Below are 18,679 nucleotides of genomic sequence, written 5' to 3' on the forward strand. Positions count from 1 at the left end.
TATGCCGGAATATTCTTCAGACGCTGAATTCAGACATTAAAAATTATGCTGCAAAACATTCGAATCGTGCTGGTCGAAACATCGCACACCGGCAACATGGGCTCCGTTGCCCGCGCTATGAAAACCATGGGCTTAACGAACCTGTGGCTGGTTAACCCGCTGGTGAAACCTGACTCGCAGGCTATCGCCCTGGCGGCCGGTGCCAGCGACGTGATCGGCAACGCTCAGATCGTCGATACCCTTGACGAAGCGCTGGCCGGCTGCAGCCTCGTTGTTGGCACCAGCGCGCGTTCACGCACGCTGCCGTGGCCGATGCTGGACCCGCGCGAATGCGGCCTGAAAAGCGTCTCTGAAGCGGAACAGGCTCCGGTTGCGCTGGTGTTTGGCCGCGAGCGCGTTGGCCTGACCAACGACGAGCTGCAGAAGTGCCATTATCACGTCGCTATCGCGGCTAACCCGGAATACAGCTCGCTGAACCTGGCGATGGCGGTGCAGGTTATCGCCTATGAGGTGCGTATGGCGTGGCTGGCGACGCAGGAGAAACAGGTAGAGCCTAAAGAAGAAACGGCCTACCCGCTGGTGGACGACCTTGAGCGCTTCTACGGTCACCTGGAGCAGACGCTGCTCTCAACCGGCTTTATTCGTGAAGGCCACCCGGGCCAGGTGATGAACAAGCTGCGCCGCATGTTTACCCGCGCGCGCCCGGAAAGCCAGGAGCTTAACATCCTGCGCGGGATTCTGGCGTCGATTGAGCAGAAGAATAAAGAGTAGTGTCGATTTCCCCTCTCCCCGTGGGAGAGGGCTGGGGTGAGGGCATCAGGCCGCACCGGGATTTTGAAGGCACGGAACGTTAAATACCTGACTAAAATAGTCAAGTAAATAGTTGACCATTTTAGTCAGGAATGTCAGACTTGGCCCTGCTATGCAATACCCCCATTTTACAATAAAAAACCCCGGGCAGGGGCGAGTTTGAGGTTAAGTAAGACATGAGACTGACATCTAAAGGGCGTTATGCCGTGACCGCGATGCTGGACGTTGCGCTCAACTCCGAAGCGGGCCCGGTTCCGTTGGCTGATATTTCTGAACGACAAGGGATCTCCCTCTCTTACCTGGAGCAGCTGTTCTCCAGACTGCGTAAAAATGGACTGGTTTCCAGCGTTCGTGGCCCAGGCGGCGGTTATCTGCTGGGTAAAGACGCGGGCAGTATTGCAGTTGGTGAAGTGATTAGCGCAGTTGACGAATCCGTTGACGCGACCCGTTGCCAGGGTAAAGGCGGCTGCCAGGGCGGCGATAAGTGCCTGACCCACGCGCTGTGGCGCGATCTGAGCGACCGTCTCACCGGCTTCCTGAACAACATCACCCTGGGTGAACTGGTCAATAACCAGGAAGTTCTGGATGTCTCTGGTCGTCAGCACGGTCAGGATTCCCAACGCAGCACCCGCGCGCAGGACGCTATCGACGTCAAACTGCGCGCGTAATAAAACGATAAAGATTTCAGAATCAGGCCGGGGCGGTCACGCCCCGCGTACTCGGTCGTACATCCAGCCGGTTGCCTGATTCCTTGCATTGAAGCGATGTACGGAGTTTAAAGAGCAATGAAATTACCGATTTATCTCGATTACTCCGCAACCACGCCGGTGGACCCGCGTGTTGCCGAGAAAATGATGCAGTGTCTGACCCTGGACGGAAACTTTGGTAACCCAGCTTCCCGTTCACACCGTTTTGGCTGGCATGCTGAAGAGGCGGTAGATATCGCCCGTAATCAGATTGCCGACCTGGTGGGTGCCGACCCGCGTGAGATTGTTTTCACCTCCGGTGCGACCGAATCCGACAACCTGGCGATCAAAGGTGCAGCCAACTTTTATCAGAAAAAAGGCAAGCACATCATCACCAGCAAAACCGAACACAAAGCCGTGCTGGATACCTGCCGCCAGCTGGAGCGTGAAGGGTACGAAGTGACTTACCTGGCGCCACAGAGCAACGGGATCATCGACCTGAAAGAGCTCGAAGCGGCCATGCGTGATGACACCATTCTGGTTTCCATCATGCACGTTAACAACGAAATCGGCGTCGTTCAGGACATCGCGACCATCGGCGAAATGTGCCGCGCGCGCGGTATCATCTATCACGTTGACGCGACCCAGAGCGTGGGCAAACTGCCTATCGATCTGAGCCAGCTGAAAGTGGACCTGATGTCCTTCTCCGGCCACAAAATCTATGGCCCGAAAGGGATCGGCGCGCTGTACGTTCGTCGTAAACCGCGTATCCGCATCGAAGCACAGATGCACGGCGGCGGTCACGAGCGCGGCATGCGTTCCGGCACGCTGCCTGTTCACCAGATCGTGGGCATGGGCGAAGCGTACCGCATTGCGAAAGAAGAGATGGAAACCGAGATGGCACGCCTGCGCACGCTGCGTAACCGTCTGTGGGACGGCGTGAAAGATATGGAAGAAGTGTATCTGAACGGCGATCTCGAGCAGGGCGCTCCGAACATCCTCAACGTCAGCTTCAACTATGTTGAAGGCGAATCGCTGATCATGGCGCTGAAAGACCTGGCCGTTTCTTCCGGTTCTGCCTGTACGTCTGCAAGCCTGGAGCCATCCTACGTGCTGCGCGCGCTGGGCATGACCGACGAGCTGGCGCACAGCTCTATCCGTTTCTCTTTAGGTCGTTTCACTACCGAAGAAGAGATTGACTACACCATCAAGCTGGTTCGCAACTCCATCGGCCGTCTGCGCGACCTTTCTCCACTGTGGGAAATGTTCAAGCAGGGCGTGGATCTGAACAGCATTGAATGGTCACATCACTAATCGGTACATAAGGAGAATTCAATCATGGCATACAGCGAAAAAGTCATCGATCATTACGAAAACCCGCGCAACGTTGGCTCTTTTGACAACAGCGACGAATCTGTCGGCAGCGGTATGGTTGGCGCACCGGCGTGTGGCGACGTGATGAAGTTGCAGATTAAAGTCAACAATGAAGGTATCATTGAAGACGCGCGTTTCAAGACCTACGGCTGCGGTTCTGCTATCGCGTCCAGCTCCCTGGTTACCGAATGGGTGAAGGGCAAGTCTCTGGACGAAGCACAGGCAATCAAGAACACGGATATTGCTGAAGAACTCGAACTGCCACCGGTGAAAATTCACTGTTCAATTCTGGCAGAAGACGCGATCAAAGCCGCCATTGCGGATTACAAAAGCAAACGTGAAGCAAAATAATTGAGGTTTGAGTATGTCGATTACCCTTAGCGACAGCGCTGCCGCGCGAGTAAGCTCTTTTCTGGCGAACCGTGGTAAAGGCTTTGGCCTGCGACTGGGCGTACGTACCTCCGGCTGTTCTGGTATGGCTTACGTACTGGAGTTTGTTGACGAGCCGGCGTCTGACGACACCGTGTTTGAAGACAAGGGCGTGAAGGTGGTGGTCGATGGCAAAAGCCTGCAATTCCTCAACGGCACTCAGCTGGACTTCGTCAAAGAAGGCCTGAACGAAGGGTTCAAATTCACGAACCCGAACGTCAAAGACGAGTGTGGTTGCGGCGAAAGCTTCCACGTTTAACCGCGCGTCATCCGAAACCCCACCGTGGCTTACCCGCTGCGCGTGGGGTTTGTTCTAACAGGCTACCCCTGAGAATGTTATGGATTACTTCACTCTCTTCGGACTACCCGCTCAATACCCGATTGATCTCCAGGCGCTGACGATCCGTTTTCAGGATCTTCAGCGTCAGTATCACCCGGATAAATTCGCCAGTGGTACTCAGTCTGAGCAATTGGCTGCGGTTTCCCAATCTGCGACCATCAACCAGGCCTGGCAGACGCTGCGCCATCCGCTGGCGCGTGCAGAATATCTGCTCTCGCTCCACGGTTTCGATCTGGCGAGCGAACAGCATACCGTGCGCGACACCGCGTTTCTGATGGAACAGCTGGAGCTTCGCGAAGAGCTGGATGAGATTGAACAGGCCAAAGACGAAGCGCGTCTGGAAAGCTTCATCACGCGCGTGAAGGGCATGTTCGATACCCGCCATCAGCAGATGGTGGAGCAACTGAACAACGAGACCTGGGACGTGGCGGCAGACACTGTGCGCAAACTCCGTTTTCTCGATAAACTGCGAAGCAGTGCTGAACAACTCGAAGAAAAGCTGCTCGATTTTTAATTTCGGAAGCAATTATGGCCTTATTACAAATTAGTGAGCCTGGCTTAAGTGCCGCACCGCACCAGCGTCGTCTGGCGGTTGGTATCGATCTGGGCACCACCAATTCCCTCGTGGCGACCGTGCGCAGCGGCCAGGCGGAAACGCTGGCTGACGAGCAGGGCCGCCATCTGCTGCCTTCCGTGGTCCACTACCAGCAGCAGGGTCACGCGGTCGGCTATGACGCCCGCGCCAACGCCGCGCGCGATCCGGCCAACACCATCAGCTCCGTAAAGCGCATGATGGGCCGCTCTCTGGCCGATATTCAGACCCGCTATCCGCATCTGCCGTATCAGCTGCAGGCCAGTGAAAACGGCCTGCCGATGATTGCGACCGCGGCCGGTCTGCTGAACCCGATTCGCGTTTCCTCCGACATCCTTAAAGCGCTGGCGGCGCGCGCGACGGCGACGCTTGGCGGCGATCTGGACGGCGTAGTCATCACCGTTCCGGCCTATTTTGACGATGCACAGCGTCAGGGCACCAAAGACGCCGCGCGTCTGGCAGGCCTGCACGTGCTGCGCCTGCTGAACGAACCGACGGCGGCGGCGATTGCCTACGGCCTCGACTCCGGTCAGGAAGGGGTGATTGCGGTTTACGATCTCGGCGGCGGTACCTTTGATATCTCGATCCTGCGCTTGAGCCGCGGGGTGTTTGAAGTGCTGGCGACCGGCGGGGATTCCGCGCTGGGCGGCGATGACTTCGACCATCTGCTGGCGGATTATATTCGCGAGCAGGCGGGCATCAGCGATCGCAGCGATGCCCGCGTGCAGCGTGAATTGCTTGATGCGGCTATCGACGCCAAAATCGCCCTGAGCGATGCGCAGACGGTTAGCGTAAACGTTGCGGGCTGGCAGGGTGAGATCGCCCGCGACCAGTTCAGCGATCTGATTGCCCCGCTGGTGAAACGCACCCTGCTGGCCTGCCGTCGCGCACTGAAAGATGCGGGCGTTGAGGCGAACGAGGTGCTGGAAGTGGTCATGGTGGGCGGTTCGACCCGCGTGCCGCTGGTGCGCGAGCGCGTGGGCGAATTCTTTGGCCGCACGCCGCTGACCTCCATCGACCCGGACAAAGTGGTTGCCGTGGGCGCCGCAATCCAGGCCAATATTCTGGTCGGCAACAAGCCGGACAGCGAAATGCTGCTGCTCGACGTCATCCCGCTGTCGCTCGGGTTAGAAACCATGGGCGGCCTGGTGGAGAAAGTGATCCCGCGTAACACCACTATTCCGGTGGCGCGCGCGCAGGAGTTCACCACCTTCAAAGACGGCCAGACCGCGATGTCCATCCACGTGATGCAGGGCGAGCGCGAGCTGGTGCAGGACTGCCGCTCTCTGGCGCGCTTTGCGCTGCGCGGTATCCCGGCGCTGCCTGCGGGCGGGGCGCATATTCGCGTCACCTTCCAGGTGGATGCGGACGGCCTGCTGAGCGTCACGGCGATGGAAAAATCGACCGGCGTGGAATCGTCCATTCAGGTGAAGCCGTCCTACGGCCTGACCGATGGCGAAATCGCCTCCATGATTCAGGACTCAATGAGCTACGCCGAGCAGGATGTGAAGGCGCGTATGCTGGCTGAACAAAAAGTTGAAGCCGCCCGCGTGCTGGAGAGCCTGAACGGCGCGCTCGCTGCCGATGCCGCGCTGTTAAGCGCCGCTGAGCGCCAGGTGATTGACGACGCTGCCGCGCATTTAAGCGCAGTAGCAGAAGGCAATGACGCTGACGCAATAGAAGAAGCCATTAAAAACGTTGATAAACAAACCCAGGACTTTGCTGCTCGCCGCATGGACAAATCTGTCCGCGTCGCGCTGAAAGGCCAGTCCGTGGACGAGGTTTAATATGCCAAAGATTGTTATTTTGCCTCATGCGGACCTCTGTCCGGATGGCGCTGTTCTGGAAGCGAAGACCGGTGAAACCATTCTCGATGTTGCCCTGCGTGCAGGTATCGAAGTGGAACACGCCTGTGAAAAATCCTGTGCCTGCACCACCTGCCACTGCATCGTGCGTGAAGGTTTCGACTCTCTCGCCGAGAGCACCGAAGACGAAGACGACATGTTGGATAAAGCATGGGGTCTGGAGCCAGACAGCCGCCTGAGCTGCCAGGCCGCGGTGACCGATGAAGATCTGGTCGTGGAGTTCCCACGCTACACCATCAACCACGCACGCGAGCATTGATATGGGACTGAAGTGGACAGACAGCCGTGAAATCGGCGAAGCGCTCTACGACGCGAACCCGGATCTCGATCCGAAGACCGTACGATTCACCGACATGCACCAGTGGATCTGCGATTTAGAGGATTTCGATGACGATCCAAACGCATCCAATGAAAAAATTCTGGAGGCGATTCTGTTAGTCTGGTTAGATGAAGCAGAATAAATAACATAACGGGCTGCCTTCAGGCGGCCCGTTTGCTAGTTGCTAATAAGGAAAAATAAAATGACCGAAGCGATGAAGATTACGCTCTCGAATCAGCCTGCTGACGCACGCTGGGGCGAGAAAGCCACCTACAGCATTAATAACGACGGCATTACCCTGCACCTGACGGGCAAAGATGATACCGGCCTGATCCAGCGCGCCGCCCGCAAAATTGACGGCCTGGGCATTAAGCATGTCTCCCTGGAAGGCGAAGGCTGGGACACCGACCGCAGCTGGGCATTCTGGGCAGGCTACAAAGGCCCGAAAGGCACCCGCAAAATCGAGTGGGCTAACCTCGACGAAGCCGGTCAGAAAGAGCTGGAAAGCCGCCTGCAAATCATCGACTGGGTGCGCGACACCATCAACGCCCCGGCAGAAGAGCTCGGTCCTGAGCAGCTGGCGCAGCGTGCGGTTGACCTGCTGTGCGGCGTGGCGGGCGAGAAAATGTCCTACCGCATCACCAAAGGTGAAGACCTGCGCGAGCAGAATTACATGGGCATCCACACCGTGGGCCGTGGTTCTGAGCGTCCTCCGGTCCTGCTGGCGCTGGATTACAACCCAACCGGCGATAAAGCGGCGCCGGTCTTTGCATGCCTGGTGGGTAAAGGCATCACCTTCGATACCGGCGGCTACAGCCTGAAGCAGAGCGCGTTCATGGACTCCATGAAGTCCGACATGGGCGGCGCGGCAACCATCACCGGCGCGCTGGCGTTCGCCATTACCCGCGGTCTGAACAAGCGCGTGAAGCTGTATCTGTGCTGTGCGGACAACATGGTGAGCGGTAACGCCTTCAAGCTGGGCGACATCATTCGCTATCGCAACGGCAAAAACGTCGAAGTGATGAACACCGACGCCGAAGGCCGTCTGGTGCTGGCCGATGGCCTGATCGACGCGTCTGCCCAGAAGCCAGAGCTGATTATCGACATGGCGACCCTGACCGGCGCGGCAAAAACCGCCCTGGGCAACGACTACCACGCGCTGTTCAGCTTTGACGACAAGCTGGCCGCTCGCCTGCTGGCAAGCGCCGCTGCGGAAAACGAGCCGTTCTGGCGTCTGCCGCTGGCCGAGTTCCACCGCAGCCAGCTGCCGTCCAACTTTGCCGAGCTGAACAACACCGCGAGCGCGGCGTACCCGGCGGGTGCAAGCACGGCGGCAGGCTTCCTGTCCCACTTCGTTGAGAACTACCACGAAGGCTGGCTGCACATCGACTGCTCCGCAACCTACCGTAAAGCGGCGGTTGAGCAGTGGTCCGCTGGCGCGACCGGTCTGGGCGTGCGTACCGTGGCGAACCTGCTGACGGCTGAGTAATCTTTATTGCCCTCACCCTAACCCTCTCCCTCAAGGGAGAGGGGATGGTTTGCTCCCTCTCCCTTGAGGGAGAGGGCTGGGGTGAGGGGAAATGCATCATCTGGAATTGTTATGTCCGAAACCAAAAACGAATTAGAAACTCTGCTGGAGCAGGCGGCGACCGAGCCCGCCCACCGTCCGGCATTTTTCCGCACGCTGCTGGAATCCACCGTCTGGGTGCCGGGCACCGCGGCGGAAGGTGAGCAGGTTGTCGAAGACAGCGCGCTGGATCTGCTGCACTGGGAGAAAGACGACGGCACGTCGGTGATCCCGTTCTTTACCTCGCTGGAAGCCCTGCAGGAAGCGGTAGAAGACGAACAGGCGTTCGTGGTGATGCCGGTGCGTACCCTGTTTGAAATGACGCTGGGCCAGACGCTGTTCCTTAACGCGAAGCTGCCGACCGGGAAAGAGTTTACGCCGCGTGAAATCAGCCATCTGATTGGCGAAGAGGGCAACCCGCTCAGCACCCAGGAAGTGCTGGAAGGGGGCGAAACGCTGCTGCTGTCTGAAGTAGCCGAGCCGCCCGCGCAGATGATTGATTCCCTGACGACGCTGTTCAAAACCCTGAAACCGGTTAGACGCGCGTTTCTCTGCTCCATTAAAGAGCGCGCGGACGAGCATCCGGTTCTGCTGATTGGTATTGAGGCGGACGGCGATATCGACGATATCATTCAGGCCGCGGGAAGCGTGGCGACCGACACGCTGCCGGGCGACGAGCCGATTGATATCTGCCAGGTGAAGAACGGCGAGAAGGGCATCAGCCACTTTATTACCGAGCACATCACCCCGTTCTACGAGCGTCGCTGGGGCGGCTTCCTGCGCGATCTCAAAACCAACCGCATTATCTGATTACGGCGGGGTGAATATCACCCCGTTGCTTCCAGCAGCAGTAAATCCATCAGCAGCACCAGATTCGACTCAAACGACGTCACCCCCGCGGCTTCGGCGGCGAAGTGCACCGCTTCGTCATAGAGGGCAAAATGCACGTCCGCCATCCCCGCCAGCGTATTGGCCGAGGCGCGGGTAAACGCGACGATCGTCATACCGACGTTTTTGGCAATCCGCGCTTTATCCAGCACCTGCTCCGTTTCACCGCTGCGCGAGACGGCAATAAACACCTGATAGCGGGCGGCGTTGCTGAGGAAAATATTCCGGCTGTCCCCCGGCCCGGAGATAAACGCCGTTTTGCCCAGCACCTGCAGCTTCTTGGTCAGGTACTCCGCAAACAGATAGGAAAACCCGGCCCCGTAGAGAAAGAAGCTCTCTTTCTGGCGCAGCAGGTCGGCAAACTGCTGGCGCTTTTCCTGCGTGACCCACTGGAAGGTGTGCTGATAGTTGGCGATAAACTGATTAAACAGCGCCGGGAGTTCAGGAAGCGACTGCCCCTGGGCGGCAATATGCGGCGTGTCGGAGAGCAGCTGCTTGCAGTGCCAGATAAACTCGCTAAAGCCGCTGAACCCCAGCTTCTGACACAGCCGCATGATGGTGGCGGTGGAAACAAATGTCGCCTGCGCCAGCTCGCGTACCGTGATGTTGCCCACCAGCAGCGGGTGCTCCGTGAGGTGGGCGAGGACGCGATACTCCGCGCGGGTCAGCGACGCCCCGCGCGTTAACAGCGTGGCCAGGCGGTTATCCATTATTTCGCGGGTTCAACCGGCAGATCGTCTCGCGCACCCCATTCGCTCCAGGCGCCGTCGTAGAGCGTGACGTCGTTCGCGCCGAGCGTGGCGAGCGCCAGGATCACCACGCAGGCCGTTACGCCGGAGCCGCAGCTGGCAATAATCGGACGATGTAAATCCACGCCAGCACGGTCAAAAATGGCCCGCAGCTCGTCGGTGGTTTTCAGCTCGCCCTCAAACACCAGCTCGCCCCACGGTACGTTCAGCGCCCCCGGAATATGTCCGCGCTTCAGCCCCGGACGCGGTTCATCCGCTTCGGCATTGAATCGCGGAGCAGGACGGGCATCGACGATTTGCGCCGTTTTTTCATGACTCACGACCAGCACGTCGGTCAGGCGTTTCACCACGTGCGCGTCGAACGTGGCGTCGAATTCGCCTTCCGGAAGCGTCACGTCACCCTGCTGGAGCGGCAGCTCGTCGCGCTTCCAGCCCGCCAGCCCGCCCGCCAGAATCGACACTTTTTCCACGCCGAAGTTTTTCAGCATCCACCACGCGCGCGGGGCGGAGAAGAGGTTACCTTCATCATAAACAACGAGGTGTTTGTCTTTGCTGACGCCCAGCTCGCGCATCGCCACGGAAAACGCTTCCGGGCGCGGCAGCATGTGCGGCAGGGGAGAGTTGCGATCGGAGAGGGCTTCGATATCAAAAAATACTGCGCCAGGCAGGTGCCCTGCGCGGTATTCACCGGGCACGTCACGATGCTCTTGCCCCGGCGGGGCCATACGCGCGTCAATAATCTGAACTTCCGGATCGTCACCGTGCTCAATCAGCCAGTCGGCGGCGACAAAATATGAGGTGGACATGGGTTGCCTCCATTCTTTTCCGTAAAAAAGGATTGTCGGTGTTTTTTCTGACACCGACAAGCAAACCACGTTCAACTCGCGAGCAAGCCCCTATTTTTCACCGTTTCGCCGTCCTGCCAGGCTTTTTGCAGCGCAGGCCAGTAGTCGCGGTTGGCCTCGTTCATCTCATCCAGAATCGCTTTCGCGTGTTCCATGGTCGGCACGGTGCGGTTGAGGGTAAACGCCTGCAGGGCTTTCTCATAGCTGCCCTCGATGGTCGCCTCCACCAGCAGCTGTTCAGAGGCGAGCTGCTGTTGCAAAAGGGTCTGATGGAACAGCGGCACCTGACCGACGCGAATCGGTTCCGGGCCTTCGGAGGTGATATACGCGGGCACTTCCACCACGGCATCGTACGGCAGGTTGGTAATCGCCCCGCGGTTTTCCACCATCACCAGGTGGCGGCTCCGCAGGTTAAAGGCCAGCGAGCAGGCAACATCGACGATAAACTCGCCGTGCACGCCCACGTGGAAAGCGTCCGGCAGGATCCCGGTGCGCTTGTATTCTTCGGCTGCGGCGAACAGCTTTTTCTCGCGCCCGTCCATTACTTCATTGGCGCGGGTATAGTCCGGGTTCTGATGCTCCACGATCTGGTTCGGCATCAGGTAGTACTGCAGATACGGGTTCGGCAGATACTCCGGGAAGTTGTCCATGATCGGCTTAATGTTGCGCCAGGTTTTGACCCACGAAGGATCGGAATGCTGCGGGTCGGTTTTAGCCGCATCTTCCGTCAGCAGGCCAAACTTCGCGATATGTTTACGCAGCTCGGGAAGCTTGTCTTCGCCGTCCACCAGCACGCGGGTAAACCAGCCGAAGTGGTTCAGGCCGAAGTAGTCCACCTCCAGCCTGCGGCGATCGACACCCAGAATCGCCCCCATATTGCGCATCGCGGCGACAGGCATATCGCAGATGTTCAGCACCCGCGCATTTGGCCGCAGCCGCCGCACGCCCTCCGCGACGATCGCCGCCGGGTTGGAGTAGTTCACGATCCAGGCCTTCTCGTGCGCGTAGCGATCCACCAGATCGATAAGTTCCACCATCGGCAGGATCGTGCGCAGCCCGTAGGCCAGCCCGCCGGGTCCGCACGTTTCCTGGCCGACCACGCCGTGACGCAGCGGGATTTTCTCATCCTGCTCGCGCATCTTGTACTGGCCGACGCGCATCTGGGCGAAGACGAAATGCGCGCCGCTGAAGGCCACTTCCGGGTCACTGGTGACGGTGAACTTGATGCTCTGGCTGTGGTCGCGAATGACCTTTTCGACGACGGGTGCAATGGTGTTCTGACGCGCCTCGTCGATGTCATAAAGGCGGATTTCGGCCAGCGGGAAATCCTGCAGGCGCACCATCAGGCTTTTCACAATGCCCGGCGTGTAGGTGCTACCGCCGCCGGCAATCGACAGAATAAATGGGGGTGTAAACATCTTTAGCTCCTTTCAGAGAAACGTCTCAACGGCTTCTCGCATTTTTTTGACGTGCAGCCCGTAGACCACCTGAACGTTGTTACCTTGTTTGATAATCCCTTTCGCGCCGGTCGCCTTGAGCCGCGGCTCGTCGATAATGGCGACGTCCTTCACCGTGACGCGTAAGCGGGTGTAGCAGTTGTCCACAACCTCAATGTTTTCCCGGCCGCCCAGACCCGTCACGATGGATTCGCCCAGCCCGTCGTTATTGCCCTTCGCCTGGTACTCCTGCTTGCTGTAGAGGCGCGTCTCCCGATCGTCATCCTCACGGCCCGGCGTTTTCATGTTGAAGCGCAGGATCAGGAAGCGGAACACCACGAAGTAGAGGGCGAACATGATCAGCCCGACCACGATATACATCGGCCAGTTGGACTTCTCCGTGCCGAGCGGCAGGTTGTAGAGGATGAAGTCGATAATCCCGTTGGCGCCGATGGCGTGAACGCCCAGCAGCGAGAACAGCATCATGCCGATGCCGGTCAGCACCGCGTGCACCACGAAGAGCAGCGGAGCGACGAACAGGAAGGAGAACTCAATCGGCTCGGTCACGCCGACCAGCAGCGAGGTCAGCGCCGCCGGGATCAGAATGGCTTTCGCAATGGCTTTACGCTCCGGCTTTGCGGTCATATACATCGCCAGGGCTGCGGCAGGCAGGCCGAACATCTTGCTGATGCCGCGCGCGTCCCACACCACGGTGCTGCTGAGCTGCTTCACGTCCGGGCAGGCCATCTCGGCGAAATAGATATTGCGTGCGCCCTGATAGGTTGCGCCGCACACCTCCTGCGTGCCGCCCAGCTCGGTATAGAGGAACGGGGTATAAACCAGATGGTGCAGGCCGGTGGGGACCAGAATACGTTCCAGGAAACCGTAGATTGCCACGCCAAACGGCCCGGAGCCTTTGATGGCCAGCGCCAGGGCGCTAATGCCGTGTTGGGCATACGGCCACAGCTCACTCATCACCACGCCGAGCAGCATGGAGACGGGGAGCATGACGATGGCGACAAAACAGTGGCCGGAGTAAATCGCCATCGCGCCGTTAAACTGTACGCCGGAGTATTTGTTGTACAGATATCCGGAGAGCGCCCCGGTCAGGATCCCGGCAAAAACGCCCATCTCCAGCACCTGCACGCCCAGCACCATGGTCTGCCCGGCCGCTTTCATCTGGGCCGCTGGCGCCAGCGCGCCCTGCAGCTGTAGCGTGACGTTCATGGCGTTGATGAACACGACAAAGGTAACCAGACCAATCAGCGCGGCATAGCCTTTATCACGCGTCGCCAGACCAATCGGGATCCCGACGGCAAACACCAGCGCCAGGTTGACCAGCACCGACACTGCAGATTTCGCGATAAGCTGACCAAGGTGCTGAATCAGCGGATGGCCCAGAAACGGCAGGTATTCAGCGAGGTTACCGTTACCCAGCACGTTACCAAAGGCGATAAACAGACCGACGATCGGTAAGATAAGTACCGGTCCGTACAATGATTTTCCGAAATTTTGTAGGGCGTTCACGGCTCGTTTCATGGCTTTCTCTCTTTTTGAACCGCGCACTCGGGGTGCGTCATGGTCATAAAACTAGCAGCCTTCGGGCGAGCTTAGCCAGCTATCTTCTTGTTTTAAAAACAAATGACTTGAAAGGTAACATGTGACGTTATGTGCTGTGATCGCGGTTCCATCACGGCGTAGCGGCGTGATGCCGTTCTGCGAGGCGCTTTCCAGATTTTAAAATTGGCCTTTTTGAATTAATGAAACTTGCGGATAATACTTATCCGGACGACGACCAACAGGCTCCTTGGGCCAGGGACAAAGGATGAAACCGTTTCGCTTAGCCGCGCTCTCTCTTGCGCTGCTCACCACGTTTACGCTTGTCGGCTGTGATAACAGCGACGATAAAACTCAGGCTGCGGCTCCCGCGGCATCCACCGCATCCACACCGAAAGCTGCAGAAAAGCCCAATGCTGAAGCGCTGGCTAAACTGGCTGCCCAGACTCAGGGAAAAGCGCTGACGTTGCTGGATACCTCAGAAGTTCAGCTCGACGGTGCCGCCACGCTGGTGCTGACCTTTTCTGTTCCGCTGAATCCCGATCAGGATTTCGCCAAAACGGTGCATGTCGTGGACAAGAAAAGCGGCAAGGTTGACGGGGCGTGGGAACTTGCGCCTAACCTGAAAGAGCTTCGCCTGCGTCATCTGGAGCCTAACCGCAACCTGGTCGTCACCGTTGAACGTGACCTGCAGGCGCTGAACAAGGCGACGTTTGGCATTGATTATGAAAAAGCTCTGACCACCCGGGACATTGAACCCACCGTTGGTTTTGCCAGCCGCGGCTCGCTGCTGCCGGGCAAAGTGGTGGAAGGTCTGCCGGTGATGGCGCTCAACGTCAACAATGTTGATGTCAACTTTTACCGCGTGAAGCCGGAATCGCTGGCCTCCCTTGTCAGCCAGTGGGAGTACCGTAACTCGCTGACCAACTGGGAATCCGATAACCTGCTGAAGATGGCGGAGCTGGTTTACACCGGTCGATTCGATCTTAATCCGGCGCGCAACACGCGCGAAAAATTGCTGTTGCCCCTGAAGGATATTAAACCGCTCCAGCAGTCTGGCGTTTATATCGCGGTCATGAACCAGGCTGGGCACTATAACTACAGCAATGCCGCAACGCTCTTTACCCTAAGCGATATTGGCCTGTCCGCTCACCGTTACCATAACCGCTTGGATATTTTCACTCAGAGTCTGGAAAACGGTGCGGCGCAGTCCGGAGTGGCCGTCACGCTGCTGAACGATAAAGGCCAGACTCTTGCTGAGGCGAAGAGCGATGCCGACGGTCATGCGAAGCTTGAAACGGACAAAGAAGCCGCGCTGATTCTGGCGAGCAAAGACGGCCAGACCACGCTGCTTGACCTCAAGCTTCCGGCGCTGGATCTGGCGGAGTTCGATATTGCCGGTCGCCCCGGCTACAGCAAGCAATTCTTTATGTTTGGCCCGCGCGATCTCTATCGTCCGGGTGAAACGGTGATCCTCAACGGCTTACTGCGCGACAGTGACGGTAAGCCGCTTCCCGATCAGCCCGTAAAACTTGACGTGCTGCGCCCGGATGGACAGGTTGCGCGTACGATTGTCGTCAAGCCAGAGAACGGGCTCTATCGCTTTAACTATCCGCTGGACAGCGGGGCGCAGACCGGTATGTGGCATATCCGCGCCAACACGGGCGATAACCTGCAGCGCCTGTGGGACTTCCACGTCGAAGACTTCATGCCCGAGCGTATGGCGCTCAACCTGAGCGGACAAAAATCGCCGGTTTCACCGCAGGATAACGTGGACTTTAACGTGGTGGGCTATTACCTGTATGGCGCACCGGCCAACGGTAATTCTCTGCAGGGCCAGCTTTTCCTGCGTCCGCTGCGTGACGCGGTGGCTGCGCTGCCGGGCTTCCAGTTTGGTGATATCGCTGAGGAGAACCTGAGCCGCAGTCTGGATGAAGTTCAGCTTACGCTGGATGAGCAGGGGCGTGGGCAGGTAACCACCGAAAGCCAGTGGAAAGAGGTCCACTCTCCGCTGCAGCTGATCCTGCAGGCCAGCCTGCTGGAGTCCGGCGGCCGTCCGGTGACGCGTCGCGCTGAGCAGGCCATCTGGCCAGCGGCTGAGCTGCCGGGTATCCGCCCTCAGTTCGCCAGTAAAGCCGTTTACGACTACCGCACCGATACCACCGTCAACCAACCGATTGTTGACGAGAACGGCAACGCCAGCTTCGACATCGTTTATGCCGATGCCAGCGGAGCGAAAAAGGCGGTTTCCGGTTTACAGGTACGCCTGATCCGTGAGCGCCGCGACTACTTCTGGAACTGGTCTGAGAGCGAAGGCTGGCAGTCTCAGTTCGATCAGAAAGATCTGGTTGAAGGCGAGCAGGAGCTGACTCTCAAGGCCGACGAGACGGGTAAAGTCACCTTCCCGGTGGAGTGGGGCTCATACCGTCTGGAAGTTAAAGCGCCTGATGAGATGGTCAGCAGCGTGCGCTTCTGGGCAGGCTACAGCTGGCAGGATAACAGCGACGGCACCGGGGCTGCACGTCCTGACCGCGTGACGCTGAAACTGGATAAGCCAGCCTATCAGCCAGGCGATACCATTAACCTGCACATTGCAGCGCCGGCAGCAGGTAAGGGCTATGCGATGATCGAGTCCAGCGAAGGGCCGCTGTGGTGGAAAGAGATCGACGTCCCGGCAAACGGGCTTGATCTCACTATCCCGGTCGACAAAGCCTGGAAACGTCACGATCTCTACCTGAGTGCGCTGGTGGTTCGTCCTGGGGATAAATCGAAATCCGCCACGCCGAAACGCGCGGTCGGCCTGCTGCATCTGCCGATGGGCGATGAAAATCGTCGTCTGAACATTGCGCTCGATAACCCGCAGAAAATGCGTCCAAACCAGACGCTCTCTGTGAAGGTGAAAGCCAGCGTGAAAGAGGGTGCGGTTCCGCAGAAAGTGAACGTACTGGTCTCGGCGGTTGACAGCGGCGTGCTGAACATCACCGATTACGTTACGCCCGATCCGTGGCAGGCTTTCTTCGGTCAGAAACGCTACGGCGCGGATATCTACGATATCTACGGCCAGGTCATCGAAGGGCAGGGCCGCCTGGCCGCGCTGCGCTTTGGTGGTGACGGTGATGAGCTGAAGCGCGGCGGTAAGCCGCCGGTGAACCACGTCACCATTATTGCCCAGCAGGCACAGCCGGTTACGCTGGATGCCAACGGAGAAGGCACGATTACGCTGCCGATTGGTGACTTCAACGGCGAGCTGCGTCTGATGGCGCAGGCCTGGACGGAAGACGATTTTGGCAGCAGCGAAAGCAAGGTTGTGGTGGCTGCGCCGGTCATTACCGAGCTTAACACGCCGCGCTTCCTGGCAAGCGGGGACACCTCACGGCTGACGCTGGATCTCACCAACCTGACGGACAAGCCGCAAACGCTTAACGTCGCCCTGACCGCGACAGGAAAACTGTCGCTGGAAGGCGGCCAGCCGCAGCCGGTTCAGTTGTCTCCTGGCGCGCGCAGTACCCTGTTTATTCCGGTGCGTGCGCTGGAGGGTTATGGTGACGGTGAGGTGACAGCACAGGTTACGGGCCTACAGCTTCCGGGCGAGACTTTCGCACCGCAGCAGAAGAGCTGGAAAATCGGCGTGCGTCCGGCATTCCCGGCGCAGACGGTGAATACCGGTACCATGCTGAACCCCGGCGAGTCCTGGACCGCACCGGCGCAACATAGTAACGGTTTCTCTCCTGCTACCCTGCAGGGGCAACTGCTGCTGAGCGGCAAACCACCGCTTAACCTGGCGCGCTATATTCGCGAACTGCAGGCGTACCCGTATGGCTGCCTGGAACAGACCACCAGTGGCCTGTTCCCGTCGCTCTACACCAACGCGGCGCAGCTGACTGCACTTGGCATCAAGGGCGACACCGATGACAAGCGCCGTGCAGCGATTGATATTGGCATCTCCCGTCTGCTGCAGATGCAGCGTGAAGACGGTGGTTTTGCGCTGTGGGATAAAAACGGTTCGGAAGAGTACTGGCTGACGGCCTACGTGACCGACTTCCTGGTGCGCGCGGGCGAGCAGGGTTACAGCGTACCTGCCGATGCAGTGAATAACGCCAATAACCGCCTGCTGCGCTACCTGCAGGATCCGGGCATGATGTCCATTCGCTACAGCGATGATACTCAGGCCAGCAAGTTTGCCGTGCAGGCCTATGCCGCGCTGGTGCTGGCACGTCAGCAGAAAGCGCCGCTGGGCGCGCTGCGTGAAATCTGGGATCGTCACGCCCAGGCGGCTTCCGGGCTGCCGCTGATGCAGCTGGGCATGGCGCTCAAACTGATGGGCGATGCGCCGCGCAGCCAGCAGGCGCTGGATCTGGCGCTCAAAACCCCGCGCAACGACAGCAAAAACTGGATGGCCGATTACGGCAGCCAGCTTCGCGATAACGCGCTGATGCTCTCTCTTCTGGAGGAGTACAAGCTGCTGCCTGATGCGCAAAATACGCTGCTGAATGCCCTGTCTGAACAGGCCTTCAGCCAGCGCTGGCTGTCAACGCAGGAGAGCAATGCGCTGTTCCTGGCTGGACGCTCGCTGCAAACCTTGTCTGGTGCGTGGCAGGCGAAAACTTCGCTGTCTGAGACCGCATCAGGCGGCGATAAGTCACTGGTGCAAAACGTGAACGGCGACCAGCTTGGCGCGCTGCAGGTGACCAATACCGGGACAACACCGCTGTGGGTACGCCTGGACAGCACCGGTTATCCGGAATATGCCCCTCAGCCGAGCTCGAACGTGCTGCAGGTTGAACGTCATATCCTGGCAACCGACGGCAGCAGTAAATCGCTCTCATCGCTGAAGAGCGGTGAGCTGGTGCTGGTGTGGCTGGACGTTAAAGCCAGCCAGAACGTGCCGGATGCGCTGGTGGTGGATCTGCTCCCTGCGGGTCTGGAGCTCGAAAACCAGAACCTGGCGAGCAGCAGCGCCAGCCTGCAGGACAGCGGCAGTGAGGTACAGAACCTGCTCAGCCAGATGCAGCAGGCGGATATTCAGCATATGGAGTTCCGCGACGACCGCTTTGTGGCTGCCGTGCCGGTAAACGAAGGTCAGCCGGTCACGCTGGTCTATCTGGCCCGTGCCGTGACGCCGGGAACCTATCAGGTGCCGGTCCCGATGGTGGAGTCTATGTACGTTCCGCAGTGGCGGGCAACGGGGGCGGCCAGCGGCCCGCTGATTGTTGTTCCGTAAT

General features: G+C 58.8%; 16 protein-coding genes. 12 read left to right on the plus strand and 4 right to left on the minus strand.

Annotated features, from left to right (window positions below):
* Positions 1-45 precede the first annotated feature (45 nt).
* The 11 genes from trmJ to sseB all read left to right on the plus strand — a co-directional run bounded on the left by trmJ (position 46) and on the right by sseB (position 8,792).
* Positions 46-771, plus strand: a complete 726-nt coding sequence (gene trmJ, locus ACWKXN_RS05650; protein WP_033146224.1) for a tRNA (cytosine(32)/uridine(32)-2'-O)-methyltransferase TrmJ — start codon at positions 46-48, stop codon at positions 769-771.
* Between the two features lie 215 nt (positions 772-986).
* Complete coding sequence (iscR, locus tag ACWKXN_RS05655; protein ID WP_023308826.1) at positions 987-1,478, plus strand: Fe-S cluster assembly transcriptional regulator IscR; 492 nt, start codon at positions 987-989, stop codon at positions 1,476-1,478.
* Positions 1,479-1,595: 117 nt separating this feature from the next.
* Positions 1,596-2,810, plus strand: coding sequence for a cysteine desulfurase (gene iscS / locus ACWKXN_RS05660; protein WP_008502157.1), 1,215 nt, complete (start codon positions 1,596-1,598; stop codon positions 2,808-2,810).
* A 24-nt stretch (positions 2,811-2,834) separates the two neighbouring features.
* On the plus strand, positions 2,835-3,221 hold the full coding sequence (gene iscU, locus ACWKXN_RS05665; RefSeq protein ID WP_003860661.1) for a Fe-S cluster assembly scaffold IscU: 387 nt from the start codon (positions 2,835-2,837) through the stop codon (positions 3,219-3,221).
* Between the two features lie 13 nt (positions 3,222-3,234).
* A complete protein-coding gene (iscA, locus tag ACWKXN_RS05670; protein WP_003860659.1) occupies positions 3,235-3,558 on the plus strand; it encodes an iron-sulfur cluster assembly protein IscA in 324 nt (107 codons plus the stop codon).
* A 79-nt stretch (positions 3,559-3,637) separates the two neighbouring features.
* Positions 3,638-4,153 (plus strand): co-chaperone HscB, encoded by a 516-nt coding sequence (gene hscB, locus ACWKXN_RS05675; protein WP_039263745.1) that lies wholly within the window; start codon positions 3,638-3,640, stop codon positions 4,151-4,153.
* Positions 4,154-4,167: 14 nt separating this feature from the next.
* On the plus strand, positions 4,168-6,018 hold the full coding sequence (gene hscA / locus ACWKXN_RS05680) for a Fe-S protein assembly chaperone HscA (protein ID WP_454543453.1): 1,851 nt from the start codon (positions 4,168-4,170) through the stop codon (positions 6,016-6,018).
* Between the two features lies 1 nt (position 6,019).
* Complete coding sequence (gene fdx, locus ACWKXN_RS05685) at positions 6,020-6,355, plus strand: ISC system 2Fe-2S type ferredoxin (RefSeq protein ID WP_003860652.1); 336 nt, start codon at positions 6,020-6,022, stop codon at positions 6,353-6,355.
* A 1-nt stretch (position 6,356) separates the two neighbouring features.
* Positions 6,357-6,557, plus strand: coding sequence for a Fe-S cluster assembly protein IscX (iscX, locus tag ACWKXN_RS05690; RefSeq protein ID WP_003860650.1), 201 nt, complete (start codon positions 6,357-6,359; stop codon positions 6,555-6,557).
* A gap of 60 nt (positions 6,558-6,617) precedes the next feature.
* On the plus strand, positions 6,618-7,904 hold the full coding sequence (gene pepB, locus ACWKXN_RS05695; protein ID WP_047060761.1) for an aminopeptidase PepB: 1,287 nt from the start codon (positions 6,618-6,620) through the stop codon (positions 7,902-7,904).
* Between the two features lie 111 nt (positions 7,905-8,015).
* Entirely contained in the window at positions 8,016-8,792 is a 777-nt protein-coding gene (sseB, locus tag ACWKXN_RS05700; protein ID WP_023333036.1) for an enhanced serine sensitivity protein SseB, read from the plus strand.
* Positions 8,793-8,809: 17 nt separating this feature from the next.
* Here sseB and ACWKXN_RS05705 read toward each other — a convergent pair whose 3' ends face one another.
* The 4 genes from ACWKXN_RS05705 to ACWKXN_RS05720 form a co-directional block, all read right to left on the minus strand.
* Positions 8,810-9,580, minus strand: a complete 771-nt coding sequence (locus ACWKXN_RS05705; RefSeq protein ID WP_047652683.1) for a MurR/RpiR family transcriptional regulator — start codon at positions 9,578-9,580, stop codon at positions 8,810-8,812.
* On the minus strand, positions 9,580-10,425 hold the full coding sequence (gene sseA / locus ACWKXN_RS05710; RefSeq protein WP_096150447.1) for a 3-mercaptopyruvate sulfurtransferase: 846 nt from the start codon (positions 10,423-10,425) through the stop codon (positions 9,580-9,582). The genes ACWKXN_RS05705 and sseA overlap by 1 nt, the downstream gene beginning before the upstream one ends.
* A 71-nt stretch (positions 10,426-10,496) precedes the next feature.
* Positions 10,497-11,882, minus strand: a complete 1,386-nt coding sequence (locus ACWKXN_RS05715) for a 6-phospho-alpha-glucosidase (RefSeq protein ID WP_454543454.1) — start codon at positions 11,880-11,882, stop codon at positions 10,497-10,499.
* Positions 11,883-11,894: 12 nt separating this feature from the next.
* Positions 11,895-13,439 carry a PTS transporter subunit EIIC gene (locus tag ACWKXN_RS05720; RefSeq protein ID WP_182931059.1) on the minus strand — a complete coding sequence of 515 codons (1,545 nt, stop codon included), beginning with the start codon at positions 13,437-13,439 and terminating at the stop codon, positions 11,895-11,897.
* A gap of 286 nt (positions 13,440-13,725) precedes the next feature.
* On the opposite strand from ACWKXN_RS05720, the gene ACWKXN_RS05725 reads away from it, so the two are divergent.
* Positions 13,726-18,678 carry an alpha-2-macroglobulin family protein gene (locus tag ACWKXN_RS05725; protein ID WP_454543455.1) on the plus strand — a complete coding sequence of 1,651 codons (4,953 nt, stop codon included), beginning with the start codon at positions 13,726-13,728 and terminating at the stop codon, positions 18,676-18,678.
* Position 18,679: the final 1 nt, after the last annotated feature.

It is taken from the genome of Enterobacter sp. UPMP2060, assembly GCF_053709655.1.